General features: G+C 44.4%; 26 protein-coding genes and 2 pseudogenes. 15 read left to right on the top strand and 13 right to left on the bottom strand.

All coding sequences use genetic code 11. From position 1 onward, the window contains the following. Positions 1 to 262 (bottom strand): annotated as a pseudogene (locus QTO06_RS06655) (IS4 family transposase); the annotation flags it as partial. Positions 263 to 274: 12 nt separating this feature from the next. Here QTO06_RS06655 and QTO06_RS06650 point away from each other — a divergent pair. Beyond that, positions 275 to 418: pseudogene (locus QTO06_RS06650) on the top strand (isochorismatase); the annotation flags it as partial. A gap of 74 nt (positions 419 to 492) precedes the next feature. On the opposite strand, the gene QTO06_RS06645 reads toward QTO06_RS06650, so the two are convergent. Then, complete coding sequence (locus tag QTO06_RS06645) at positions 493 to 1,629, bottom strand: permease (protein ID WP_331407257.1); 1,137 nt, start codon at positions 1,627 to 1,629, stop codon at positions 493 to 495. Positions 1,630 to 1,881: 252 nt separating this feature from the next. On the opposite strand from QTO06_RS06645, the gene QTO06_RS06640 reads away from it, so the two are divergent. The 3 genes from QTO06_RS06640 (at position 1,882) to QTO06_RS06630 (ending at position 3,339) form a co-directional block, all read left to right on the top strand. After that, positions 1,882 to 2,175, top strand: coding sequence for an ArsR/SmtB family transcription factor (locus tag QTO06_RS06640; RefSeq protein ID WP_005433559.1), 294 nt, complete (start codon positions 1,882 to 1,884; stop codon positions 2,173 to 2,175). After that, the gene (sigZ, locus tag QTO06_RS06635) at positions 2,162 to 2,722 is read left to right on the top strand and encodes an RNA polymerase sigma factor SigZ (RefSeq protein ID WP_331407256.1); all 561 of its coding nucleotides are present in this window, start codon (positions 2,162 to 2,164) and stop codon (positions 2,720 to 2,722) included. Before QTO06_RS06640 ends, sigZ begins: the two co-directional genes overlap by 14 nt. Positions 2,723 to 2,895: 173 nt before the next feature. Then, a complete protein-coding gene (locus tag QTO06_RS06630) occupies positions 2,896 to 3,339 on the top strand; it encodes a GNAT family N-acetyltransferase (RefSeq protein ID WP_282066338.1) in 444 nt (147 codons plus the stop codon). A gap of 34 nt (positions 3,340 to 3,373) precedes the next feature. On the opposite strand, the gene QTO06_RS06625 is transcribed toward QTO06_RS06630, so the two are convergent. Further along, positions 3,374 to 4,267 carry a LysR family transcriptional regulator gene (locus tag QTO06_RS06625; protein WP_331407255.1) on the bottom strand — a complete coding sequence of 298 codons (894 nt, stop codon included), beginning with the start codon at positions 4,265 to 4,267 and terminating at the stop codon, positions 3,374 to 3,376. An 85-nt stretch (positions 4,268 to 4,352) separates the two neighbouring features. On the opposite strand from QTO06_RS06625, the gene QTO06_RS06620 reads away from it, so the two are divergent. Both QTO06_RS06620 and QTO06_RS06615 read left to right on the top strand, forming a co-directional pair. Next, positions 4,353 to 5,468 carry a linear amide C-N hydrolase gene (locus QTO06_RS06620; RefSeq protein WP_331407254.1) on the top strand — a complete coding sequence of 372 codons (1,116 nt, stop codon included), beginning with the start codon at positions 4,353 to 4,355 and terminating at the stop codon, positions 5,466 to 5,468. A gap of 270 nt (positions 5,469 to 5,738) precedes the next feature. Then, positions 5,739 to 6,728 (top strand): zinc-binding dehydrogenase, encoded by a 990-nt coding sequence (locus tag QTO06_RS06615; protein ID WP_331407253.1) that lies wholly within the window; start codon positions 5,739 to 5,741, stop codon positions 6,726 to 6,728. 67 nt (positions 6,729 to 6,795) lie between these two features. Here QTO06_RS06615 and QTO06_RS06610 read toward each other — a convergent pair whose 3' ends face one another. Next, positions 6,796 to 8,145, bottom strand: a complete 1,350-nt coding sequence (locus QTO06_RS06610; protein ID WP_331407252.1) for an alpha-amylase family protein — start codon at positions 8,143 to 8,145, stop codon at positions 6,796 to 6,798. Positions 8,146 to 8,632: 487 nt separating this feature from the next. After that, complete coding sequence (gene ppiC, locus QTO06_RS06605) at positions 8,633 to 8,926, bottom strand: peptidylprolyl isomerase PpiC (RefSeq protein ID WP_223976268.1); 294 nt, start codon at positions 8,924 to 8,926, stop codon at positions 8,633 to 8,635. A gap of 253 nt (positions 8,927 to 9,179) precedes the next feature. Here ppiC and QTO06_RS06600 point away from each other — a divergent pair, with 253 nt between their 5' ends. After that, a complete protein-coding gene (locus QTO06_RS06600; protein WP_038867269.1) occupies positions 9,180 to 10,094 on the top strand; it encodes a chemotaxis protein in 915 nt (304 codons plus the stop codon). Positions 10,095 to 10,100: 6 nt separating this feature from the next. On the opposite strand, the gene QTO06_RS06595 is transcribed toward QTO06_RS06600, so the two are convergent. The 5 genes from QTO06_RS06595 to hutW all read right to left on the bottom strand — a co-directional run bounded on the left by QTO06_RS06595 (position 10,101) and on the right by hutW (position 13,828). After that, positions 10,101 to 10,511 carry a hypothetical protein gene (locus tag QTO06_RS06595; RefSeq protein ID WP_331407251.1) on the bottom strand — a complete coding sequence of 137 codons (411 nt, stop codon included), beginning with the start codon at positions 10,509 to 10,511 and terminating at the stop codon, positions 10,101 to 10,103. A 141-nt stretch (positions 10,512 to 10,652) separates the two neighbouring features. Further along, positions 10,653 to 11,189, bottom strand: coding sequence for an ATP:cob(I)alamin adenosyltransferase (locus QTO06_RS06590; protein WP_331407250.1), 537 nt, complete (start codon positions 11,187 to 11,189; stop codon positions 10,653 to 10,655). A 104-nt stretch (positions 11,190 to 11,293) separates the two neighbouring features. Beyond that, a complete protein-coding gene (hutZ, locus tag QTO06_RS06585; protein WP_331407249.1) occupies positions 11,294 to 11,824 on the bottom strand; it encodes a heme utilization protein HutZ in 531 nt (176 codons plus the stop codon). 107 nt (positions 11,825 to 11,931) lie between these two features. Further along, a complete protein-coding gene (hutX, locus tag QTO06_RS06580; RefSeq protein ID WP_331407248.1) occupies positions 11,932 to 12,435 on the bottom strand; it encodes a heme utilization cystosolic carrier protein HutX in 504 nt (167 codons plus the stop codon). Between the two features lie 22 nt (positions 12,436 to 12,457). Further along, positions 12,458 to 13,828, bottom strand: a complete 1,371-nt coding sequence (hutW, locus tag QTO06_RS06575) for a heme anaerobic degradation radical SAM methyltransferase ChuW/HutW (protein WP_331407247.1) — start codon at positions 13,826 to 13,828, stop codon at positions 12,458 to 12,460. A gap of 167 nt (positions 13,829 to 13,995) precedes the next feature. On the opposite strand from hutW, the gene QTO06_RS06570 reads away from it, so the two are divergent. From QTO06_RS06570 to QTO06_RS06545, 6 genes are read left to right on the top strand one after another with little or no spacing between them, the layout of a single operon-like run. Then, positions 13,996 to 14,742, top strand: a complete 747-nt coding sequence (locus QTO06_RS06570) for an energy transducer TonB (RefSeq protein ID WP_331407246.1) — start codon at positions 13,996 to 13,998, stop codon at positions 14,740 to 14,742. Next, entirely contained in the window at positions 14,742 to 15,440 is a 699-nt protein-coding gene (locus tag QTO06_RS06565) for a MotA/TolQ/ExbB proton channel family protein (protein ID WP_005441125.1), read from the top strand. Before QTO06_RS06570 ends, QTO06_RS06565 begins: the two co-directional genes overlap by 1 nt. Continuing rightward, a complete protein-coding gene (locus QTO06_RS06560) occupies positions 15,437 to 15,850 on the top strand; it encodes an ExbD/TolR family protein (RefSeq protein ID WP_005441127.1) in 414 nt (137 codons plus the stop codon). The genes QTO06_RS06565 and QTO06_RS06560 overlap by 4 nt, the downstream gene beginning before the upstream one ends. Before the next feature lie 26 nt (positions 15,851 to 15,876). Then, positions 15,877 to 16,746, top strand: coding sequence for a heme/hemin ABC transporter substrate-binding protein (locus tag QTO06_RS06555; RefSeq protein ID WP_005441128.1), 870 nt, complete (start codon positions 15,877 to 15,879; stop codon positions 16,744 to 16,746). 9 nt (positions 16,747 to 16,755) lie between these two features. Then, positions 16,756 to 17,793, top strand: a complete 1,038-nt coding sequence (locus QTO06_RS06550) for a FecCD family ABC transporter permease (RefSeq protein WP_331407245.1) — start codon at positions 16,756 to 16,758, stop codon at positions 17,791 to 17,793. Continuing rightward, positions 17,793 to 18,575 carry a heme ABC transporter ATP-binding protein gene (locus QTO06_RS06545; protein WP_331407244.1) on the top strand — a complete coding sequence of 261 codons (783 nt, stop codon included), beginning with the start codon at positions 17,793 to 17,795 and terminating at the stop codon, positions 18,573 to 18,575. The genes QTO06_RS06550 and QTO06_RS06545 overlap by 1 nt, the downstream gene beginning before the upstream one ends. Positions 18,576 to 18,662: 87 nt before the next feature. Here the strand turns inward: QTO06_RS06545 and QTO06_RS06540 are convergent, their stop codons facing one another. Then, a complete protein-coding gene (locus QTO06_RS06540; protein ID WP_005441131.1) occupies positions 18,663 to 19,124 on the bottom strand; it encodes a TetR/AcrR family transcriptional regulator in 462 nt (153 codons plus the stop codon). Positions 19,125 to 19,651: 527 nt separating this feature from the next. Between QTO06_RS06540 and QTO06_RS06535 the strand changes: the two genes are divergently transcribed. Beyond that, entirely contained in the window at positions 19,652 to 19,951 is a 300-nt protein-coding gene (locus QTO06_RS06535) for a YfcZ/YiiS family protein (RefSeq protein ID WP_005441132.1), read from the top strand. Between the two features lie 71 nt (positions 19,952 to 20,022). Here the strand turns inward: QTO06_RS06535 and QTO06_RS06530 are convergent, their stop codons facing one another. Further along, positions 20,023 to 20,295: a YnjH family protein gene (locus QTO06_RS06530; RefSeq protein WP_032802124.1), complete on the bottom strand. Its 273-nt coding sequence runs from the start codon at positions 20,293 to 20,295 to the stop codon at positions 20,023 to 20,025. 147 nt (positions 20,296 to 20,442) lie between these two features. On the opposite strand from QTO06_RS06530, the gene QTO06_RS06525 reads away from it, so the two are divergent. Continuing rightward, positions 20,443 to 21,042, top strand: coding sequence for a hypothetical protein (locus QTO06_RS06525; RefSeq protein WP_331407243.1), 600 nt, complete (start codon positions 20,443 to 20,445; stop codon positions 21,040 to 21,042). 75 nt (positions 21,043 to 21,117) lie between these two features. Here QTO06_RS06525 and QTO06_RS06520 read toward each other — a convergent pair whose 3' ends face one another. Further along, positions 21,118 to 22,224 (bottom strand): 1-acyl-sn-glycerol-3-phosphate acyltransferase, encoded by a 1,107-nt coding sequence (locus QTO06_RS06520; RefSeq protein WP_005441135.1) that lies wholly within the window; start codon positions 22,222 to 22,224, stop codon positions 21,118 to 21,120. Positions 22,225 to 22,324 lie beyond the last annotated feature (100 nt).

The following is a 22,324-nucleotide window of genomic DNA, read 5'->3' as shown; positions in this document are numbered from 1 at the left end:
GTGCCTTTATTGAAGCTCTGCCCGTCCTCTTGGTATCTTTCCAACCACCTAATTTGGCAAGATTTTTGTACGCCCAGCCCATATCCGGCGTTTCTTTAGGTAACGTCTTACTTTCTAGTTTCAACCACATTAGCTTCCAAGCTTTTTTGCCCAATACCTTTTCACAACTTTCTTTCGTTAGCTCATCAACTTCTTTAATGATGCGCAACGCCAATAAACGAGTTGCAACAAAGGCATAGATGACACTTAACCTCTCTAAGTTACCTTTACTTAAGACAGCGAAAATGGCTACATTCTTACGTCAGATTGGAAGATGAACAAGGCGTTTGGTGTCGTGCACAAAGAGTTATGGGAAATTCAAGAAGATGGCCTATCTCGCCTCACTTACGATGAATTTGAAGTGCTTGGCGAGCGATAAGCTTTAAGTCTTTTAGAATAAAAATCCCCAAGCCGAAACTTGGGGATTTTTGTTTTTCAGTTTACTTAATTACATTAAGCAAAGATGAAGGTGTATAGGTAACCTGCGCCCATTGCCATCGTTAAGATAACGAATAGGAAGGCTGCAATCATTTGGTTCTTAAAGATTGATTTCAACAGAATCACTTCTGTAAGACTTGCACCTGCGCTACCAATGATAAGAGCCATTACTGAACCCAGTGCCATACCTTTTTGTACTAGTGCTGCGCTTAGTGGAATTACGGCCTCTGCACGGATGTACAATGGAATACCAATAATTGCTGCTACTGGAATCGCGTACCACTTCGCTTCACCTGCGTACTCCGCAATAAGATCCGTTGGGATGAAGCCGTAAATGAATGAACCAATCGCGATACCCATCATCAGGTAAGGGAACACTTGTTTGAAGTCTTTCCAAGTTGAGTGCCAAATACGTACCCAGCGGCTAGGTTCTTTTTCTTCCACGATTGTCACTGTTGCAATACCGTCTGATGAGCAGCAAGACACTTCTACTTTAGGTTCTGCTTTTAGTGCGCTATCACCACAACAAGATGTTTTCGCTACCACAGGCGCAGGCTCACTACAGCATGATGTTTTTGCTGCAACTGGTGCAGGTTCGCCACAACCGCTGGTACTGCAGCTTGATAATGGTTTCGCTTCTTCTTTTTTCTTGCTTGAATCACCGCAAGATGTACCACATGAAGAGGTGCCTGCTGCTTCGTACGCTTCTGGTTTTACGTAACGTTCAAAGCCCAGCTTTTCTAGTACATAGCCCGCAACCACAGACACCGTCATTGCGATAGCAAAGTAGAATGCCGCGACTTTCCAACCAAAGGTCACCACAAACAAGCCAATGATCACTGGGTTAAGCAGTGGACTTGCAAATAAGAACACCATCATAGGTCCGAAACCTGCTCTTGCACGCAATAGACCTTTCAAGAAAGGAATCGTCGAACACGAACAGAAAGGCGTAATCGAACCTAATAGCGCAGCAATGAAGTAGCCTTTACCCTTTTTCGAGCTCAGGATCGATTGAATTTTTTCTGGCGTTAGAAAATCTTGCAACACACCCACAATGTAGCTAATCGCTAGGAATAGGATGATAAGTTCGGTTGCTAGAAACGCAAACATATCAAGCGCTTCCTTAGCCATAGTCATGATTTCTGGATTCATATTGATTCTCCTACTGATGTCACATCAGTAACTGTAAATTTCCTAATGAAGCTGAATCCTTCATTTCTATTTTTCTCGAATTATAGAATTAAAAAACAATGCGTCAACCATTATGTTTCGATAAATATCGAAATGTAGTTTTAATTTCTTATTTATCAACAAATTAACTATTGAAACTTTCTTGTTTGCTATTCATCCACACTTTCACTATCATCGAAATGTATTTATCGTCTGTCATTCCAAGAGGTCAGTATGGAACTCGAAGCTGTAGCAAAAGCGCTCAAAGAGCTAGGACACCCTACCCGTTTATGTATCTATAAAGAGGTGGTCAAAGCAGGCTATGAAGGAATCGCGGTTGGTGGCGTACAAGATAAACTTGGTATTCCAGCCTCTACCCTTTCTCATCACATTTCGAGCCTAGCCTCAGCCGGCTTAATCAGTCAGCGCCGTGAAGGTCGCACTTTGTATTGTGTCGCTGAGTATGAATGCTTAGATACGGTGATTGGCTTCCTACGCGACGAGTGTTGCATCAATGAAAACTGCTAACCTTGAATCGATCTGGAGCGAATACGAACACGCTATTCATGCTTTCTTGCGCTCTAAAGTCAGTAATGAAGACAACGTAGACGACTTAAAACAAGAGAGCTTACTCAAGACGTATCAGAATCTTGGGGACATTCGCGACGTATCAAGCGTGAAATCATGGCTATTCCAAATCGCCAATAACGCCATCATCGATTTCTACCGTAAACGTGCGCGAAATCAGCGTGATAATGACCTCGTTGCTGACGATCTTTGGTTTGAAGAGCAAGAATCAAACCTGAAACAAGAACTGTCAAAGTGTATTGCGCCCTTTGTGCAAGCATTACCAGATGAGCAATCGCAACTGCTCTCTTCGATTGAGCTTGAAGGCATGAGCCAGAAGAAGTTGGCTGAAGAACAAGATATCAGCTACTCAACCCTCAAATCGCGCGTACAGAGAGGACGTGTCGAATTGAAAAAGCTGTTTGAAGAATGTTGTAGCTTCTCATTCGACAAGCAAGGTCGTATGACAGATTGCAACCAAAACGGTTCTTCATGCGATAAGTGCTAGCCTCGCGGTATATACCATCTCGTTATAAATACTAATAGCTTGGCGGCTTCTTTGGCGCCACCTGTCTATGAACTCCCTCACAGCTTTGCCCCACCGTTAGTTATCTCATTTGCTATCTTACTGAATAGTAAGCTTTACTTCTTTTGCTTTAAGGAAGAAGGAGTCTCGTATTTATGATCTCACTAAGAGAGCTCACCAAAGAAAACTACCTAGACTGTATTCGTCTCAATCTGCATCCTGAACAAGAAGAAAATCTTGCCTCCAACGCGATTACGATTGCTCAATCACGCTTTGAAACCGACTACCGGCTGAAAGTGATTTATGAGCAAGAGACGGTGATCGGTTTGCTCGCTTTTTGCCATGAAGATGAACCACTCGATTACTCCATTTACTGGCTATTTCGTTTTATGATCGACAAAGATCATCAGAACAAAGGCTATGGCAAGCGGGTACTAAGCTTACTTGTTGAAGAGGTGAGGCGACTTGGCGGTAAAACCCTACTTACGATGCACAAGCCAACCAATCAGCAGGCAGGTAAGCTTTATCGTGCGTTCGGATTTCAGGAGGATGGCGTACTCGATGATGGTGACATATCACTACGATTAGTGCTTTCTTAATCCAGTACGAATCCAGTAGATAAACTTTAGAGTTTTAAGCTTGCTTATCAAACCACTCGGTCACCAATGCCACCAGTTTTTGATGCACAGGGCTTAGCGTGTTGCCTCGCTTTAGTAGCACATAACCTGCACGGCCTTCGTTCGCCATAAAATCGATGTTTAACGGGACAAATTCGCCTTTCTCATCATGAGCTTGCACTAAATGATGAGGAAGTAAGGCAAAGCCATCATTTTTCAATAGTCGCATCAACACATCGATGTTACTGATTCGGGAGATATTCGGTGACATCACCTGTTGATTACCAAGTGCGCTAGTGCTGAAATTCTCTGCAATGTACTGATGATGTGACGCGAGATCCTGCAGAGTCACAGCGGGTTTCTGCGCTATTGGACTTTTCTGATGCGCATAGAAGGTAAACCTTGGGTAGCCCAAGTTAATGAACGACATCCCTTCGGTTGGGAACGCTTTTCCGCTATTAAGTACCACCGCAAAATCCGCTTGTTTCATCATGAGCATTTCTAACGCTTCATCTCGGCTGCGATGTAACCAATGAATCGCGGTATTCTTGTATTGCTTACGCATAGACAGGTCGATGTCCGCTATGGCATCACACGGTACCGACATGTCGTGACAAATCGTTATCTCAGGAACATCCCCTTGAGAGTAGCTGTCGCAGGAAAGCTCCAAGGACTGCATTTGATAAAGTATGTGCTTGGCCTGAGTAAGTAACGTCGCTCCTACTTCCGTCAAGACTGGTGTCCTTCCCTTGCGTTCAAACAAGATCACATCCCAATCAATTTCTAGATCGCTGACTTGGTGATGCAGCGTCGCTCTGTCTTTCCCGATTACTCTTGCGGCTTGGCTAAATGATCCATGCTCCGCCACAGCGACAAATGCAGTAAGTTGGTCAAAACTGGCTCTGGGCATTGGAAGATCCTCAAACAATAAGCTCGTTTATCTTAGCTCAATCCAAATCTAGTTGTTGCAAAATCTGCAACATAACTGAGATTACATGGTGAAAAGAAAGCGTAATAATGACCTCGTATTGAAACGTTACGAGGGCAATTCAATGAAAGGTTTTAGCAAAAAAGTACTTCTAGCAGCATCTGTTGCAATGGCAGTCGGCAGCATCTCTACTGCGGCAAATGCGTGTTCACGTTTAGTTTGGGAGACTCAAGATCACGGTGTATTTGTCTCTCGTACTATGGATTGGATGGAAGCCAATCAGCCAACTATTGATGTTCGTCACGCAGGCCAAACCTACCGTGGCTACGATAAAGACGATGCGCTTACATGGACATCGAAATACGCCTCTATCGGTGTGAGCATTTATGGCGTGGGCATTATTGATGGCTTTAACGAGAAAGGCTTTGCGGCGAATGCCCTGTTCTTGGATGAAGAAAACCCAGGCGCACCACAAGCTGGCAAACAACAAATCGAAAACTCGCGCTTTGTCGCCTATTTGATTGATAGTTTTGCATCCGTTGATGAAGCATTGAAGAATCTAGATTCAATCCAAATCCAACAGTTCAGCCACAATGGCATCGAAATGAAGGGACATTACTCATTAGAAGACGCAAGTGGTGACTCTGCTGTGTTGGAATACATCGACGGGGCTTGGCAAGTTCATCACGGCAAACAATATGACGTGATGACTAACAGCCCAGAGTACGCGCAACACTTGAAAAACTGGCAAGAAGCGCAACCAAAAGCGAAGAGTGATGTGAATGGTGAGTTCCCGATCCCGGGTAACATTAATTCTGCTCAACGTTTTATCTGGAACAGCTACATGAAGGACCAGCTTAAAGAGCCTAGCAGCTACACCAATGGCATTGCGAAACTGGATAGTGTGACCTACAAAATCCCATTGGACGCCGCAAACCGCTCAGTGAATGGCGAAATGCGTGGCTACGCAACCATCTATGGTTTGGTGTACAACCTAGACCAAAAAGTGATGAACGTGCGTTACCAATATGATGACAGTTACACGCAGTACTCAGTGGACCTTAACAAGTTGAATGACGGACATAACTACACCATCAAAGCCGATTTGCCGGTTCTGTTTGGTGACATTTCATCTCGCTTACAAAAAGGCGATGGCGTCATGGGTCAGCACTTGGTGAAATAACTCAAATTACGTAAAAAGCAGAACTTGAAAGGTGTTTGGACAAACATCTACCAAAGGCGCCGACTTACTCGGCGCTTTTTTTATCCTCACAGCACATAAATAAGACAATAACTCAATTTGGATTACATAAGTTTATGAATATGAGAACAAATGATGATTTTTGAAAGCATTACCTTAAGGCTAATATACGTGGAACAAAATGAAGATTTCCAACTATTCTAACGTTATTAAGCCATATAACTCGGTGCTTTATGCCCTTAGAGGAAAAGAATGAAAGCGATCACTTACCAAAAAGATCAAGATACCTTCACCTATACCGAAATCGACACTCCAGCGCTTGCGAGTGGGTTAGATGTGTTAGTAAAAGTTCATGCCGTTGGGCTCAACCCTGTCGATGCGAAAGTGAACCTTTGGCACGAGATGGTCGATGGCATGGACAATACTTTCGTTGGTGGCCTCGATGTGTCGGGGGAAATCGTTGCCATCGGTGACAAGGTATCGGGTTGGCAGGTAGGTGATCGCGTTCTCTATCATGGCAACATGCGTCGAATGAGCGGTGGTTTCGCCGAATACGCAATTCAAGACTCACGTACGTTGGTTGCACACCCTGATGTCGCTCCAGAAGTCGCAGCCGCGTCACCTTGTGCGGGCTGGACGGCTTATCGAGCGCTCGTTGATAAACTGAACATTTCTACACGTAAGAGCATTTTTATTGCTGGTGGTTCTGGTGGCGTAGGTAGCTTTGCCATTCAGCTCGCTCGCTTCTTCGGTGTAGAAACCATCATCACTACAAGCTCTGAAGCAAACCACGAGTTTGTACGTTCGTTGGGTGCAACACACGTCATTGACTACAAACAAGAGGATGTACGTGAACAGATCATGGCTATCACTGAAGGCTTTGGCGTAGAGGTATCATTGGACTGCGTTGGCGGCGACAACGACATTCTATGTGCTTCTGTGCTTGGTTTTGAAGGTGAAATGGTAGAACTAGTAAGAACAACGCGTGCAACCGAATACCCAGGTGCATTTTTGCAAGGGCTCACCTTCCACCAACTGAGCTTAGGCTCTGGTCATGTTCACAGTGAAAAAGGTTTTGCGTCTATCGTTAACGCCGGGGTGGAATTCTCCCACATGCTAGAACGTGGTGAAGTCATGGTGCCTAAATTGGAAGTCGTCGCATTAAAAGACGTCGCTCAAGCTCTAGTGTCTATTCGTCAGCAACGAACGGTCGGAAAGATCGTCGCTAAACTCGTCGACTAAATCCCAAGCGACAAAATAAGGAAAAAAGAAGCGCAAACTCCAAAGCTGTTTGCGCTTCTAAGGGGTATTACTTTTCTACAAGCAGCATTGCTGATTTCGCCGCCACTTTAATCTCTTCACCGCTAGGCACTTCTTCTCCGGTCATCATATCAACCAGAGCCTTGTTCACTGTCAGTTGCAGTGATTGCGCTCGCGCAGATTTGTTGAGTACCAAGATGCCCTTCTCGCCGCGCTTAAGTACCAACATATCGTCGTTACCTTCCAGTACCGTCATTGGCTCGCCATGAACAAGATTATGGAATGCCACCATCTTTGCCATACGTGCGTCCTTCCACGCATTCTGCCATCTTGGTTTACCATCCACGCCCTTGATACCACTGGTATCCAAATCCGTGTAGATAAGCGGAACACCGCCATCACGTCCCAGAATGTAGGCATACGCTAGCCATTCGTTCTCTTCATCCATGACCAAATCCAGGAACACATCATTGTTTGGAATATCATGAGTGATTGCGAAAGTTATAGCTCGACGGTTAGATAAAGCCTGACCAAAACAGTACGGGTCGATCAAAGACTTAAAACTGCCCTTCTTCGAGAACGCCTTAAAGATGGTTGAGAACAACGGAAAATCGTATGCACCTAACCGTGTTTCTTTCAAATACGGTTCTAGGAACAGCTCATATTCTTCTTCTGTCGCGCCACCATCTGTGATGATTTCACCAAAGATATGGACGTCTTGAGTAATGTCTTCGGTCCAAACCAACTTTAGGTGTTCTAGCGTCATGTGCTTTGCGGCATCAATACGGAAACCTTTCACGCCCAGAGCCTTAAGCGCTTTCAGGTAAGTACGTTGCTGCTCAACAACATGCTTGCACACACGTAAAGTCGGCAACCCAGGATCGGTTGGACCGCCCGAGATTCGACCATTTTGAACTTCCCACTTGTCTTTCCAATCTTTAATGCCAAAAGCTTCAACGAAGTCATTCTCATCAAACAACGGCTCTGACAAGTCACCGAATAGAGTCAGATCTTGATACTTGCTTGCATTCTGCTGGTAATCATCCATCACGGCTTGACGTGGATATTGCAAATCCGAGCGCAGGTGGGCTTCGTTCGCCATGTGATTAAAGACGACATCGGCGTAAACCAATACACCTAAACGGTCGAGTGCTTCAACCATGTTTTTAAAATCTGTGGTATTACCGAGCGCATTGTCGATAACACGATAATCTTGAGGTTGGTAACGCTGCCACCAGCGTTCATCTTGTGCGCTTTTCATCGGCGGAGAAACCAATACCGAGCCATAACCTAGCTCGCTGATTTCCGCTGCGCGTTGGGCAATGTCAGCATACTTCCAATCAAAAGCGTGCAAGATAACATTTGCACCTGTTGATTGTGTTTCCTGTAAGCCACTCATGTTTCTCTCCTCGTCGCGTTCGCTCACCCATTGTTACTCGTATTCTTCGTGAGCGAATCCAATAGCCAAAATTATAAGAACTATTAGCGAACCTCCCTCACCCCTTTTGCGTTTCTGCTAGGTGGAAAAACAAGGCGTAGCTCATCCCCAGTTAAGGTTTAAACGTCCGTTTAAAAGTATTCAAACGCCCAAGCCAAAACAAAGATCGCGAGGATACCGATTTAAACACCTGTTTTATAAGCATTTTGCAGACAAACCATTCTGATCGCGCCTACTCTCACTATTACGCCTTCTCTCAGTAAGAATGTGAATATGGGGCAATAATTCGATATGTAACAAATATTTAAGAAAGCGAAACTGCTGCTCACGTCACAGTTGGTGCGGTTTATAAATTGATAGGAAAGGAGAGGAAGACTCGAAATGAAGACGAGATGAGCACGAATAAAGAACGCTAGATACAAAAATAGCGCGATAAACGCGCTATTTTTTAAGTGCGGTATAACACCTTCACAACGTGCCAACCGAATTTAGTTTTGACTAGGTGTGGAGTAAGAACCTCACCAGAAAAACAAACTTTGTCGAACTGTGGCACCATTTGACCGCGGCGAAACTCGCCTAGGTCGCCACCACGTTTACCAGATGGGCAAGTCGAGTATTTCTTTGCCAATGTCTGGAATTTAGCGCCTTTTTTAAGCTGCTGGATGATGTCTTCAGCTTGTTCTTTATGCTTTACAAGAATGTGTAAAGCGGCTGCTGTATTTGCCATGTGTCTGTCTCTCACTGTTCGGGTGGCGCAAGTTTACCGAATCGCTTCAATATCGCAATAATTTCTCTAATACAGTCCTTATCTTCATCTTTTGATATTCGGTTCTATCTAACAATTTGATGAAAACTTGGCCGCTCACCGATTCAATTCCACCTTTAATTTGCGCTATTTCCTAAAAAGCTCCCTTTTCCACGCTCTACGGTTGAAGCGGTCGCCTTATAAGATTAGATTAGTTACATAAATCAGTGATATTGATAAGGTTATTTTCATGGCAAAAGTCGCGAGTAAAGCGAACCAATCTCAAGGCATGTTGGTGTTTAAACTCACCCTGCAACAGAACTTCGCAATTGGCACACTTAAAGTCCGTGAAATTGTACCTTATATGCCGACCACCAAAATCCCCTATTCGCACCATCATGTAATTGGCACTGTGACGATTCGTGATTTGACGGTGCCAGTGATTGATATGGCGGCAGCAATTGGATTCCGTCCTATCCAAGAAGAAGAATACAAGAATTGCTATTTGATCGTGACGGACTGTCTACGTACCGTGGTGGCATTTATGGTGCGAAGTATCGAGAAAATCATTGAATGTGACTGGAAATCTATCGAAACACCGCCATCAAGTGCAGGTCATAATATCTTTGTAACGGGTATTACTCGCTATGAAGAGAAGATCGTCCAAATGCTAGATGTGGAACTTCTTCTCTCGAAGATCTACCCTCAATATGAAAACACCAAGATTCCGATGCTGACGGACATCGAACGTGAACGTCTGAAAGCCCTTAACATCCTTTTGGTGGACGATTCCTCGATTGCGCGTAAACAATTAAGCGACGCGCTAGACCGCATCAACATCCCGTATCAAATCTGTAAAAACGGCTCAGACGCACTCGACTTGATGAAGCGAGATGCAGAAGCAAACCGCCCGATTGACCTTTTAGTGAGTGACATTGAAATGCCAGGGCTCGATGGTTATGAACTTGCGTTTGAAGTTCAAAATGATTCTGCGCTGAACAACTCTTACCGAATTCTTCACACGTCTCTATCAAGCGAGATTTGTGTTGACCGAGCTCACCAAGTTGGTGCTCACGAGGCATTAGAGAAATTCAACGCTGGGGAATTGATTGAAGCGATGCTGCGCGGTGCAAAAGAGCTGGAAGCAAAAGCGATAGCTTCATAATCATATCTAATAAGTTTGCTTGATCTGATATACATCAATAACTTTTTCGGCAGTGAACAAACTCGTGATACTCGCTACCGAACATGAAAACAGTGCAACAAAGACGAACATTTTGATGTGACTATTGAGCAATAACCCTCCGCCGAAGAAATACAGTCCTATCGCGATAACCGCTGGCATAATCAATGCGGGGCGACACAACAATTCCATTGCAAGGGAGAAAAAGTAAACCTCCTCCCTTTTCGCAATCGAATACCAGTTGTAGAAAATAATAGAAGCTGTCGCGACCACCGCTAACGCTATAGCAATCAGAACACTCGAAAAATGCTGCCCTGCAAACAACACAAACCCCGCTCTGATAGACAATACCGCGCAAAACAGCCAGACCAATAAAGGCCCCCCAACAACTAAACCCATCGTTTCTTTCCTCTGAATCAATTTTAATCGTTATTCAAACAAAGGCAGAAAGATGGGTAAAGGTCATCAAAGCTCTCGAATGAGAACTCTGCGACGGCTAGCTTAAAGTCATTAAATTCAGACTATTAGGTGATATTTTGCCTATTTACTTGGCATTGTGTAGCTGCGAGACACAAACTCAGTTTCTTCGACTTGATAAATGTGGTTTATGTAAGACGCCAGACTGTAGAGCACATTCGCGAGCAGGTTTGAATAGCGGAACAAAATAGGATCGGGTTGCTTCTTACCTGAATGCTCAACGGCAACCAATGCACGAACCACCTTTTTTGCTTGGCAACGACACAGATGCAATTGGCTAGACGTTGGGTGGCCACCAGGAAGCACAACCCCCTTAAAGCCGCCATCGATACGAGCTTTGATTGCATCGTAATCGGCTTTTAGCTCATCGACTTCCGCTTCAGTAATCGCGAGTTTTCCGCGGATAGAGCCATTTACATGGTATACGTTTGGCTGCATTCGAGTCAGTATGTCGCGGCTAAAGTCATCGAGTTCCATCGATAGAACCAGCCCAATTCGGCTACACAACTCATCAGCGGTGATTTCAAAGTCACATACTGGGCTGTCTTCATAGATGAATGGGTAACAAATCTCGCTAAGTTCCTTGCTTACTGGTCTCATGCTCTTTCTCTGTGCTTTGGTTCTAATAAAAAAGGGAGTCAGTATAACCTAACTCCCTTTGGGCATTCACATCCGTTTAGACGATCATAAGTTAGAAAATCGGCTTATGCGTTTTCGATTTTCTTGTGACCTTCTTGAAGGTGAACGAAATCAACCAGATCATCGCCCGATACTTGGTAAGCTTGACCAAAGCCTTTTACGAATAGACCTTGTTCTGCTTTTAGGTTGAACAGAACGAAGTCTTCTAGTTGGCTCAGACCATCAATGATCTCACCAAAACGTTCTTCCATCTGGCCAACAACTTGTTGCCACATTTCAGTATCGCGCTCAACAACGGTTGCAACCGCATCAAACGTTAGACGCTTACGAGCGAACAACTGCTTCGACGAGTCTTCGTCTTCAATCATCATCAAAGATACGTTTGGATTCTCTAGTAGGTTGCGTGCGTGACGAGCAATCTGAGAAATAAGAACGAAGTAACCTTCCTGGTTTTGAACGTATGGTGCGTAACTTACGTTTGGACGGCCTTCCGCATCAACGGTTGCCAATTGAATGGTACGACGCTCCTGACGAAATTCCTTGATTTCTGGTCCTAGACGACCTTGTAAACGCTCTTGTTTAACTTGCTGATCCATTTTGATACCTAACTTTACTTGTTTGTTGTTCCGAGTTTTAACTCGGTTATTCTTTAATAAAATGACACTGCGCTAACGAATTAGTGCAGTGTCATGCTCATTCGAGACTACTTGTTGAACTCTGCTTGCATTGCACGGAATGCTGTTACTTGATCTTCGATTAGCTCACGCTTCTCGTTGCGGCCTAGGTAAATCTTAAAGATGTTGCTGCCACACTCAGAGAAGAAACCAAAGTAATGGCTCTCACGTCCCATAAACGGTTTACTTACTAAGGCAATGTTTTTCACGTTATCCAGTTTTAGGTGGCCATGAAGCTCACCTTCTTTGCCCATAAGGTTGTAGTAACCACGAGCAACTTTACCTTTCGGGAACGGCGCTTTTACTTCAAAGATAGAACCAAAAGAATGAACGATAGTTGTTACTGGGCCAAAACCAACAAGACCTTCTAAAATGCTTTGTGCTTGCTCACCAGGACCTACTGCAACCATCTCTTGAGGAAGTGCAGCTACCACTTCAAACTCTGATACACCAAGGCGCTCAGCCATTGCTGCTGGAAGTAGTTGCGGCTCTTGTTCTAGTAGGGCTTCGACCTGTTGCTTAATTGATTCCATTGTTTTTTCCATTTCTTTCAGATTAATTGTTAGATACTTTTGGTACGTTTTCGTTCATTTCAGAAGTCAGTACTTGAATACATGCCTGAGCCAGAGACACTGCCCAGAAGCTACCTGCTAACGTCAGTACTAAACTGCGCTCTTGTAACTCGACCAAACCTTTGTCATGCCAAACTTTGAATAGTGGCATCAGGAAATTAAAGGTGTCTTCGCCCATAAATGCTGGCAGCTTACTCGCCTGAACAATGCCTCGATCAAAGCCGGACTTCAGTGCTGCGAATAGCGGCTCAAGTGGGCTTTGCTTCATCATCATTGCGATGGTGCTCTGCCCTTCATTTACAGCTTTAATGTAAGTGTCTAGCGTGCGGTGCTGCATCATGCCGTAACCACCGATGTTACCGCCCGCGCCACAACCGACAGGCAGCACTTCTGCATAGGTCTTCGCTAAGCTGTTGTATAAGCTGCGTTCACGGTTATCGATCGCCCAGTGATTCACGCTAAGCTGCTTCATGTGGTGCTCTGCCATAAACTTGGCGCCAAGCTCGTACATGCCCGCTTTTTCCGGTGTCGTTGCAGGTGGCGGCATTTTGCCTTTTTCAACCAAATTGAGCATTGGCGCTGTACCGCCAACCACTAACTGATAAAGGTCCAAACCATGAGCGCCTGTAGACATGAAGTCCTTAAGATCTTGCTCTAAAACGTCTTTTGTTTGGTAAGGCAGGCCGTAAAGTAAATCGATGATGACAGGGATCTTGTCTTCTTTTGCCAACTCACTAACGCGATTCAATACGTCTTCGCGATCATCCAAACGCTTAGCACTGCGACGAACTTTGGTATTAAAGCTCTGCACACCAAATGAGAAACGATTGAATCCACCGTCGAGCGCACCTTGATACAACTCGTCTGAGAATCGGTTGATACGACCTTCAAGTGTAATTTCGCAGTCAGCTGCTAGAGGGAAGTAGTCGTGAATGGCCTGACCAAGAATACGAACTTGTTCTGGTGCCAGATCCGTTGGCGTGCCACCGCCGATGTAAACCGCATGGAAAATGCCACTTTGCGTCCACGGCATCGCCGCTTTCTCTTTTAGCTCTTTCATCAGAGCATCAAAGTATTCATCGACTAACTTACGGCTGGCAGCATTTTGGAAGAAGTTACAGAAAGTACAGCGCACTCGACAGAATGGAACATGAATATATAAGCAGCGCTTATTGTTCTTAGTCGTCGTTTCCGAGGTGATTCTCGATAGGATGTCACCTTGTTGTGGCGGCGGCACTGGCATGCTACTGCCACCCGCATGCGCAGAGTGTTTTTTCACAAAAGCAAAGCGCAACGGATCGGGGCTATCACTCCCAAGGATTGATTCGTCAAATTTATAAATATCGACGGTCATATTTACTCACTTAAAGCCCACCACACAAAGGATTGAGGCTCATTTCAAAAAAACTGCAAAGATCATAATTTGGCCGTAATGATAATGCAATTGATAATTGATCTTATTTCTTTTGTAAGTAATAATCAGTCCAAGTTGATAATGATTAGCAATACCGAGATTTACCCGTGAACGTAAAAAGATATGTCATTGCCGGAGGCGCCTCTTTAGTGGTGCACGCTGCACTGCTTTTTGTCTCTCAAGAGACGAAGGTGTTTGCAATGCCAGCAGGGAATCCTACTAGCTCGGTTAGCCTCAATTTAGTCTCGGCTCCCAAACCAGTCCAAGCTGAACCGACACCACAAGAAGTGGTAGAAGAGAAACAACCAGAGCCACAAAAAAAGCCTCAGCCAAAGCCAGAGCCTAAACCGGTTAAAAAGACGGTAGAAAAGCCAATCGTGAAGAAAGAAGCGATCAAAAAGAAACCAGTCGAGAAAAAACCGAAGCCAGTTAAGAAGCCGCAAACATCTAAGCCTGTTGCCAAGAAAGATCCACAGCCAAAAGAGAAAGTGGAAAAGAAAGTGGCAAAAGAACCTGTACCGCAACAAAAAGCAGCACCAACGGAACAATCAAAAGGTGCAACGTCTCAGCCTGTGATGATTGACCAGCCTGCTTTTGTTTCCCAGCCTGTTCAGCCCCGTTACCCTCGTTCAGCTCGTAAGCGTGGTATCGAAGGCGTGGCACTTTATGAGGTTTGGTTGGACGAAAATGGCAACCAAGTAAAACTAATACTTATCGAATCTTCTGGTGCTGAAATGCTCGATGTTTCAGCACTGCGTGCCATCAAACAATGGCAATTCTCACCACATATTTCTGGCGGGCAAAAAGTTGCTCACCGAGTTCAAATCCCAGTTCGTTTTAAGTTGGATGGATAATGGAACAGCTACAACATTTACAAACCCAATTTGGTCTTATGACTTGGCCTTTAGTTATTTGCTCTGCACTTACAGTCATGATCATTGCGGAAAGACTCTTTCAAGTATTCATCAGTCTAGGCGTAGGCAAGCGCGCAATTCGTCAAAAGCTGAATAATCTTGATCCGACCAACAACAAAGATATCGAAGCGCTAGCGGATGAACTTTCTGGCAAACGCCCTCTTCTTTATCGTGGTGTTGCAATGTTGCTAGCGCATCACTCGTTTTCTAAATCTTTGCGAGAAGATGCGGCAGGGATTTGGCTACAAGAAAAGCGCCATCAATTGCACTCAGGTCTTCGTTTATTGACTCTGATTGGCGTGATCAGCCCGCTTATCGGCTTATTAGGTACGGTACTTGGCCTGATCGATATGTTTAAAGGCATTGCGTCTTCTACAGGTAACATCACACCAAACGATTTGGCTGATGGTCTTGGTCTCGCGATGCGCACGACCGCAGCAGGTTTGATCATTGCATTGCCCGCAATTTCTGGCGCACAACTGATTGGTCTTTGGGCTGATCGTGTTATCGCTAAGCTTGAGCACACACTGAACTACGTAAACCTTTGGTTAGAAGGTATTTCTTTGCAACACGTTTCTCCAGAAAACAACAAAGAAATCGCAACGGTTGCTGATCATGTTGAAGCGAGAAGCTCATGATTAAAGCACCTCAAGACAATAGCAGCCATGGTTTAACACCGGACCTAACCCCGTTACTGGATATTATCTTTATTGTAATGGTGTTCTTGATGTTGACTGCGGCGGTCAAGCTCGACTCTTTGGATGTCAACCTTCCAAGCACTGATTCCCAAGCCGTTGCCGAAGTTGATAAACAATCAATTACGGTCAACATCCTTAAAGACGAACCGCACTGGGCAATCAATGGCAAGTCTTACATCGATTGGGAAAACTTCACAATTGCTCTGCTAGAAGAAAGTAAATCAACAGATAAACCGATTGTGATTGGCGCTGAAAAAACCGCCGATATTCAGTCACTGGTTAAGCTTCTTGGCTTTTTACAAGAAAACGGAATTCAAGCGACTCAATTGCTCACTGAAGAGTCGCAATAAAAGAACATAAGATTGAGAACATCCTAATGAATAAAACACTATCTCCAGTTCGCACCGCCTTAACAGCAGCTGTCACTATGCTGGCAAGTGCGAGTCTTTTTGCCAATGAAGCCCCATCTTCTGAACGTGTTGTTAGTGCGGGTAGTGCTGTCACCGAATTGCTTATCGCGCTTGATGCAAAAGACAGCCTTGTTGCTGTTGATGTCACCAGCCAACTGCCAAAAGAAATGGAATTGCCAAAAGTAGGTTACCACCGTCGTCTGTCTGCTGAAGGCTTGCTAGCACTTAGCCCAACTAAGGTGATTGGTTCTGATGAAATGGGCCCAAGCACAACACTTGAGCAACTAAAGTCTGCTGGTGTAGATGTAGAGATTGTAAACACAGAAGCAAATGTTGAAGGTCTAGTGGATCGCATAGACCAAATAGCCAACATCATGCATCGTGAAACTCAAGCAGCAGCGCTAAAGACTGAAGTTGAAACGCAAGTAAAAGCACTTGAGAGCAACCAACCTGCAAAAGCTGACAAAAAGAAAGTCCTCTTCCTTCTTATTCATGAAGGCCGTCCAGCAAACGTTGCAGGTTCAGAAACCACGCCAGATGCCATCATTCAGCTTGCGGGTGGCGAAAACCCAGCGGCAGGTCAACTATCGTCATACAAACCTCTATCTACAGAGGCCATGGTTGAAATGCAGCCTGATGTAATCCTAGTAAGTGGCCGCAGTTACCAAACAATGGGTGGTGCAGATGCCATTTTGAAAGCGATGCCTCTACTTGCTGCTACGCCGGCTGGGATGAACAAAAACATCGTGACGATTGATGGTCACGCACTCGTAGGTGGTTTGGGACTAAAGAGCCTTTCTGAAGCGAAGCGCCTGAATGAGCTGCTATACCCGTAGAGAGATTCAATGCTATTAAGACGTACCCCTTTACCTACTATTCTGCTTGCTTTATCCGGCATCTTAGCCTTTATCGCAGTTGCTTCAATTACTGTAGGTCCAATGAATATCAGCTTCGCAGACAGCCTGCGAAGCTTAACAGGAGCAAGCTCTGATCTTGCTCCTCACATCCAACTCGTTATCAACGAAATACGACTTCCTCGCACTATTCTTTGCATGTTTATCGGTGCCATTTTAGCGATCTGTGGTGTCGTCATGCAGGGCTTGTTCCGGAACCCGCTCGCCGAGCCTGGCATCATCGGTGTCTCTGCTGGTGCGGCGCTAGGTGGTGCATTTGCTATCGTCGTTTTTGCTGATTTTAGCCAAAACTATCCAACATTAATGAACCTAGCAGCACTGCCTTTCTTTGCTTTCTTAGGCGGTGCAATCACTACTGTTTTAGTTTACTGGTTAGGTACAAGTAAGTTTGGTACATCCGTTACCATCATGCTTCTCGCTGGTGTTGCTATCAGTGCATTATCAGGAGCCGCAATTGGCTTCATGAACTTCATCGCAGATGATCAAATGCTGCGTGACTTAACACTGTGGTCTATGGGATCACTAGCAGGTGCGAATTGGTCTGGTATTGGCTTAGCGGCCGTGACATTGGTATTGCTGATGTTCTGGTTCCAGAAAAAAGCGATGTCGCTAAACGCTCTCCTACTGGGCGAATCTGAAGCAAGGCATTTGGGCGTTCCCGTTCAGAAGCTAAAACGACAGCTCATTTTGTTATCTGCAATAGGTGTGGGGATTACCGTGAGTATCTGTGGCGCTATTGGCTTTATCGGCCTTGTTATTCCTCACTTAGGTCGTATGCTCGCAGGGCCTGACCATCGAACTCTGCTTCCTATTTCTGCTTTGATGGGCGCATTACTTCTTACGGCAGCAGATATGTTTGCACGTGTCGCAGTTGCACCAGCAGAATTACCAGTAGGTATCGTTACTGCACTGATTGGTGCTCCATTCTTTATCTACTTACTGTTCCAACAAAAAGGGAAAATCCTGTAATGAATAACACCGTTTTGTCGGGCAGAAATATTTCGATGCGATACGGAAGCCGTGTCGTTCTGGACGACATCAGTATTGAGATTCGAGCTGGAGAAGTCACAGCATTGCTTGGTCCGAACGGAGCCGGCAAGAGTACGTTATTAAAGCTGCTGTGTGGTGAAATCCCATCTCAAAATGATATCGAATTCTTTGGTACCCAAAAGAATGATTGGGAACCTGCAGAGAGTGCAAAACACGTCGCTATGTTGCCGCAACACAGCACATTGACGTTTCCATTCTTAGCGAGAGAAGTGATTGAGCTCGGAGCAATCCCTCTTTCTATCTCCAATAAAGAAACCAGTGAACTCGCGTTACATTACATGCAACAAACTGATGTTTTGCATTTAGCTGACAGCCTCTACCCTGCTCTATCTGGTGGCGAAAAGCAGCGTTTGCATTTAGCACGTGTTCTCACTCAGCTTCATCAGTCTGGCGATAAGAAAATCTTGATGTTAGATGAGCCAACTTCCGCTTTGGATTTGGCTCACCAGCACAACACCTTAAAAATTGCTCGCGCAGCAGCCAAAGAGAATAATGCTGCCGTCGTGATTGTGTTGCATGATTTGAACTTAGCTTCTCAATATGCAGACCGCTTAGTTCTGTTGCATGATGGTAAGTTAGTATGTGATGACACACCTTGGAATGCACTAACTCCAGAACGCATTGAGCAAGTCTATGGTTACCGCTCAATCGTGACTAAGCACCCAACCTTGGATTTCCCTCAAGTACACGCAGCGGCTTAATCAGCGCGTTTAAGCCCTTGTTTGTCCATTACAAATGATAGGCATACAAAAAAGCCCCGCAACGTTGCGGGGCTTTTTGTTTTGGGGTTATTTGCTCATTTGAATCAACGAACGACCAATCAACCACTCTAGCTCTTTGTCGCTACCTGCACCAAATTGGCTTTCTGCCATCTTGTACAAACGGTCGATGCCATTTGCAGCAAACTCATGTGCGCTTTCTGAAGTAACAATATGGTGGAACAATAGACGCAAGATCGCTAAGAATTCAGTATCTTCTAGAGCCTTAATCCAGCTCTTAGAGAACGCATCCAGACCTTTATCAAATTCTAGATGTTCTACGAACATTTTGAAGATACGACCGTCTAACGCGGCGGTAAAGTCCGTTTTCTTAGGGAAATGGTGGCTAATACCTGTACGCGATACACCTGTTTGTTGACTTAACGTGGTGTAAGACATTTTGTCATAACCAAGTCTTAGAAGCTGATCAACAACGGCATCCATGATTTTCTGGATAGTGATTTCGGTATCTTCTTTACTACGCTTTGGCATATTTTAAGCTCTTCTCTTTGTAAATCCATCTAACTCACAATTAAATGAGGCCAGAATGAAAATCATCCTCAGCATTATGTACTGTATGCCTCTAACAACAAATCAGAGGACCAATCATAACTAAAGTGCACTGCGTAACGTGCAATTTACAGTGACATTTCTGTCAATACATGTGACTCAAAATATGGCGAAAAGTCCACTCCATCAAAACCTTGCACCAAATCATTCATCGAAACTATTCTCAGGCTAAGAATGATAATTATGTAAAAATGATTAATCCGGAAATAGTCTTATAAATTGACCCCCAGTTCAACTAACCTGACAAAAATCTCACGAATATCTAGGTTAATTGATTTTAAATATTGATACATATCACATTAATTTCCTTAAGGAAGTTCTAATAAAATTAACTAACTCACTGTTAACAACATAACATACCGTGCCTTTTTTATCCAAAATCATTCATTTTTGTAGATAGAGATCAAATACCTGATAGAATACCCACAGTATTTACAAGAGGATTCGTTATGAGTGTCGAATTAGAAGAAAACCAAGTATGTGAAGCTTGCGGTTGCGCTGGTGAAATGGGGTTTATCATCAAAGAAGGTGACGATGTTGCCGACGTAACGATTTTCGCAGAGACTAAAGCAGCACTAGAAGCTGAGTTGGCGAAATACATCGAACTAGCAACACAAGTTTGTGCTGACGTTGAATACAACGTTTCAGAACTGACAGAAGAATCTAAAGAGCTAACGGCTCGATTCAAGTTTGAAGTAAGTGCTGAAAAGCTTATCTTTGAACTAAAGACTCGCTCTCTAGCGCGTTAATCATCGATATATAATCGACATATAGATAAAAGCGAGCTCTTAGCTCGCTTTTTTAATGCTTGATTGGCTTGTTACTGGTTGTCTTTCTGAAACACAACCCACTTCAGTGAACCGTTGGTTTCAAAGTCATTCTCATCGGTACACACGAGCAATACGCCATCTATGTTTAGCACCGCCCCTGTCGTGTATGCCTTATCGTCGTAGTAACAAACCCGCTGTCCTAGCTTCCCGTCTGCCACTACTAGAGCCTTTGTATCTGGTGTACTGTAAGATTTTGCTAATACAACGCCTGAGAAGGCCATAGCAGTACTCGCCACCAGCATAGAAATCGTTCTTAAGTTCATGAATATCCCCTCAATGAAGACCACATAAGTTAGCAAAGAAACGTTTCACGTTCTTGGCAGCATCTCATATTCTTGAGACATTGGGCTGTAGCGGCCTAACACGCTTTACGTTATCCTTTTCGACTTATCATCAATACTGTATCGGTTATGCGCGCTTTACTTATCTCACTCGCTCTGACGGCTTTTTCCTGCTCATCCATCGCTTATGAGCTCGATTATTATGCCAAATTTGGCCATACCGATAACTATGGCAACATTAACCTTCGTAATAAGCCCTATACTACGATACCTGATGGGTTGGTTGTTAAAGGCAACCTAAACATTTCACAAACACCAATCACCAAATTACCTAGAGGGTTGGATGTTCAAGGAAGCCTAGAAGCCACCAACAGCGCATTAAAAACGATAAGACCAGGGGTGAAAATTAAGGGTTACGCGAACTTACTCGGTAGTAAGATTGAGCGCTGGCCACGCGGTGTCAAATTAGGCGGCTATTTAAACTTAACCGATACACCGTTAACCAGTTTGCCTGCAAGATTAAGAGTCAAAGGCGATCTAAGCGTCATTCGTACGCCGCTTATCGAACTCCCGGAAGGTTTAATCGTGGATGGTAACCTGTACATAGGTGGTTCTAAACTGACAGAATTTCCAGACACCATGACAGTAAAAGGCAATATCTTTTTGGGGGGAAATCGAGTTACGAAATGGCCAACGAATTTGACCCTAGGTGGCGCAGTTGCACCATAGAAATGGTTAGATGAAAACTCCTTCCTAAAACCAAGCACTCAGTGCTTTATTGCAAAGCACTGAGCGAAGTTTAAATCATTCTTGGTTGTTTACTGGGTTAGCGTAACTTGCCACCAAGTAACTGTGAGCACCGTTAGGCAGTTGCTCCAGCTTCTCTTGCAACTGAGACTTTACCGACTCCGTAATCGATTCATCTTCACGACCCGCAGCAAGCAGGTTGATTGGGAACACACGATAGTTATTGTGAATCTGACGATCGATTTCGTTCGCAAGTTCGTCCGGAGTCTCAAACTCTTGATCAATCACATCACCAAATGCAACGTGCACTTTACCTTTGTAACCAACGATACCTTGGATGATGCTTTCGATATCTTCGAATTCGCCTTTCTCGTAACTACCATTCTCTGCTTTCTCATACAGCTCTTTGGCTTTTGCGATGTCACAAGGGTCATTCTGGTAAGAGATGGAAACAGGCACAATCTTCAATGAACGCGTGTATTCACCAAAGCTTACTTTTTGCTTACGCCCTTCAACATGAAACATCTTTAAGATGGCAGGATCAGTAAAGTCATTACCATCTTTGGCACGACCTTCTTTTTGCGCAATCCAAATCGAGTTGCCGGTATCAAGAGAGTGCTTGATGTAGCTTGATAGCAAGCCTAACGCTTTCATCATTTCACGCGGCGCTTTCGCCGAGCGTTTAACGATAAAGCTTTTGTTCAGTCTCATTAGCTCAGTCGCACAAGGCTTCTTAAGCAGGTTGTCACCAATTGCAATACGCACTGTACGATGATCCGTTTGGTGCAAACCGTAGTTTACGAGAGCAGGATCCATCGCGATATCACGGTGGTTAGAAACAAATAAGTAAGACGTATTCTTGTCCAGTTGGTCAAGACCAGAAAACGTCACGCCATCAGTGGTGCGATTAAGCGTATCTTGAAGATACTTCTTCACTTCCAGCTGAATTGCCTCTACAGAATCCAATTTGCTCCACTTCGCTTTTAAGTAGACACGGATAATCGGACTCATGAGAGTTTTGAACCACGCCGCTTTGTTTGCAAAACGGTGGTTTAAAATCGCGCTGATAAACTCATCGTCTTTGATCAGGCGGTCCAGCGCAGCTGGGATTTCTTCGTCGTTATATGGACGAATTTCAATATAAGGATCGGTATTGGCAGTCATTATTCAATTCATTTCAAAAAGAGCTGGCACATTTTACGCATTGTTTTGCCAACCCGCAGCAATTCAGACCATACTTTTAACATGGTCATACCAGTACCAT

Origin of the sequence: Vibrio sp. M260121 (assembly GCF_036533715.1) — a bacterium.
Classification (GTDB): Bacteria; Pseudomonadota; Gammaproteobacteria; order Enterobacterales; family Vibrionaceae; genus Vibrio.
This window is presented reverse-complemented; position numbering and strand designations above follow the sequence as displayed.

Bases quoted from the DNA above. Each gene is read 5' to 3' on its own strand.
- QTO06_RS06645 (WP_331407257.1), bottom strand. From the start codon at position 1,629: ATGAATCCAGAAATCATGACTATGGCTAAGGAAGCGCTTGATATGTTT.
- QTO06_RS06640 (WP_005433559.1), top strand. From the start codon at position 1,882: ATGGAACTCGAAGCTGTAGCAAAAGCGCTCAAAGAGCTAGGACACCCT.
- sigZ (WP_331407256.1), top strand. From the start codon at position 2,162: ATGAAAACTGCTAACCTTGAATCGATCTGGAGCGAATACGAACACGCT.
- QTO06_RS06630 (WP_282066338.1), top strand. From the start codon at position 2,896: ATGATCTCACTAAGAGAGCTCACCAAAGAAAACTACCTAGACTGTATT.
- QTO06_RS06625 (WP_331407255.1), bottom strand. From the start codon at position 4,267: ATGCCCAGAGCCAGTTTTGACCAACTTACTGCATTTGTCGCTGTGGCG.
- QTO06_RS06620 (WP_331407254.1), top strand. From the start codon at position 4,353: ATGGTGAAAAGAAAGCGTAATAATGACCTCGTATTGAAACGTTACGAG.
- QTO06_RS06615 (WP_331407253.1), top strand. From the start codon at position 5,739: ATGAAAGCGATCACTTACCAAAAAGATCAAGATACCTTCACCTATACC.
- QTO06_RS06610 (WP_331407252.1), bottom strand. From the start codon at position 8,145: ATGAGTGGCTTACAGGAAACACAATCAACAGGTGCAAATGTTATCTTG.
- QTO06_RS06600 (WP_038867269.1), top strand. From the start codon at position 9,180: ATGGCAAAAGTCGCGAGTAAAGCGAACCAATCTCAAGGCATGTTGGTG.
- QTO06_RS06595 (WP_331407251.1), bottom strand. From the start codon at position 10,511: ATGGGTTTAGTTGTTGGGGGGCCTTTATTGGTCTGGCTGTTTTGCGCG.
- QTO06_RS06590 (WP_331407250.1), bottom strand. From the start codon at position 11,189: ATGAGACCAGTAAGCAAGGAACTTAGCGAGATTTGTTACCCATTCATC.
- hutZ (WP_331407249.1), bottom strand. From the start codon at position 11,824: ATGGATCAGCAAGTTAAACAAGAGCGTTTACAAGGTCGTCTAGGACCA.
- hutX (WP_331407248.1), bottom strand. From the start codon at position 12,435: ATGGAATCAATTAAGCAACAGGTCGAAGCCCTACTAGAACAAGAGCCG.
- hutW (WP_331407247.1), bottom strand. From the start codon at position 13,828: ATGACCGTCGATATTTATAAATTTGACGAATCAATCCTTGGGAGTGAT.
- QTO06_RS06565 (WP_005441125.1), top strand. From the start codon at position 14,742: ATGGAACAGCTACAACATTTACAAACCCAATTTGGTCTTATGACTTGG.
- QTO06_RS06560 (WP_005441127.1), top strand. From the start codon at position 15,437: ATGATTAAAGCACCTCAAGACAATAGCAGCCATGGTTTAACACCGGAC.
- QTO06_RS06555 (WP_005441128.1), top strand. From the start codon at position 15,877: ATGAATAAAACACTATCTCCAGTTCGCACCGCCTTAACAGCAGCTGTC.
- QTO06_RS06550 (WP_331407245.1), top strand. From the start codon at position 16,756: ATGCTATTAAGACGTACCCCTTTACCTACTATTCTGCTTGCTTTATCC.
- QTO06_RS06545 (WP_331407244.1), top strand. From the start codon at position 17,793: ATGAATAACACCGTTTTGTCGGGCAGAAATATTTCGATGCGATACGGA.
- QTO06_RS06540 (WP_005441131.1), bottom strand. From the start codon at position 19,124: ATGCCAAAGCGTAGTAAAGAAGATACCGAAATCACTATCCAGAAAATC.
- QTO06_RS06535 (WP_005441132.1), top strand. From the start codon at position 19,652: ATGAGTGTCGAATTAGAAGAAAACCAAGTATGTGAAGCTTGCGGTTGC.
- QTO06_RS06530 (WP_032802124.1), bottom strand. From the start codon at position 20,295: ATGAACTTAAGAACGATTTCTATGCTGGTGGCGAGTACTGCTATGGCC.
- QTO06_RS06525 (WP_331407243.1), top strand. From the start codon at position 20,443: ATGCGCGCTTTACTTATCTCACTCGCTCTGACGGCTTTTTCCTGCTCA.
- QTO06_RS06520 (WP_005441135.1), bottom strand. From the start codon at position 22,224: ATGACTGCCAATACCGATCCTTATATTGAAATTCGTCCATATAACGAC.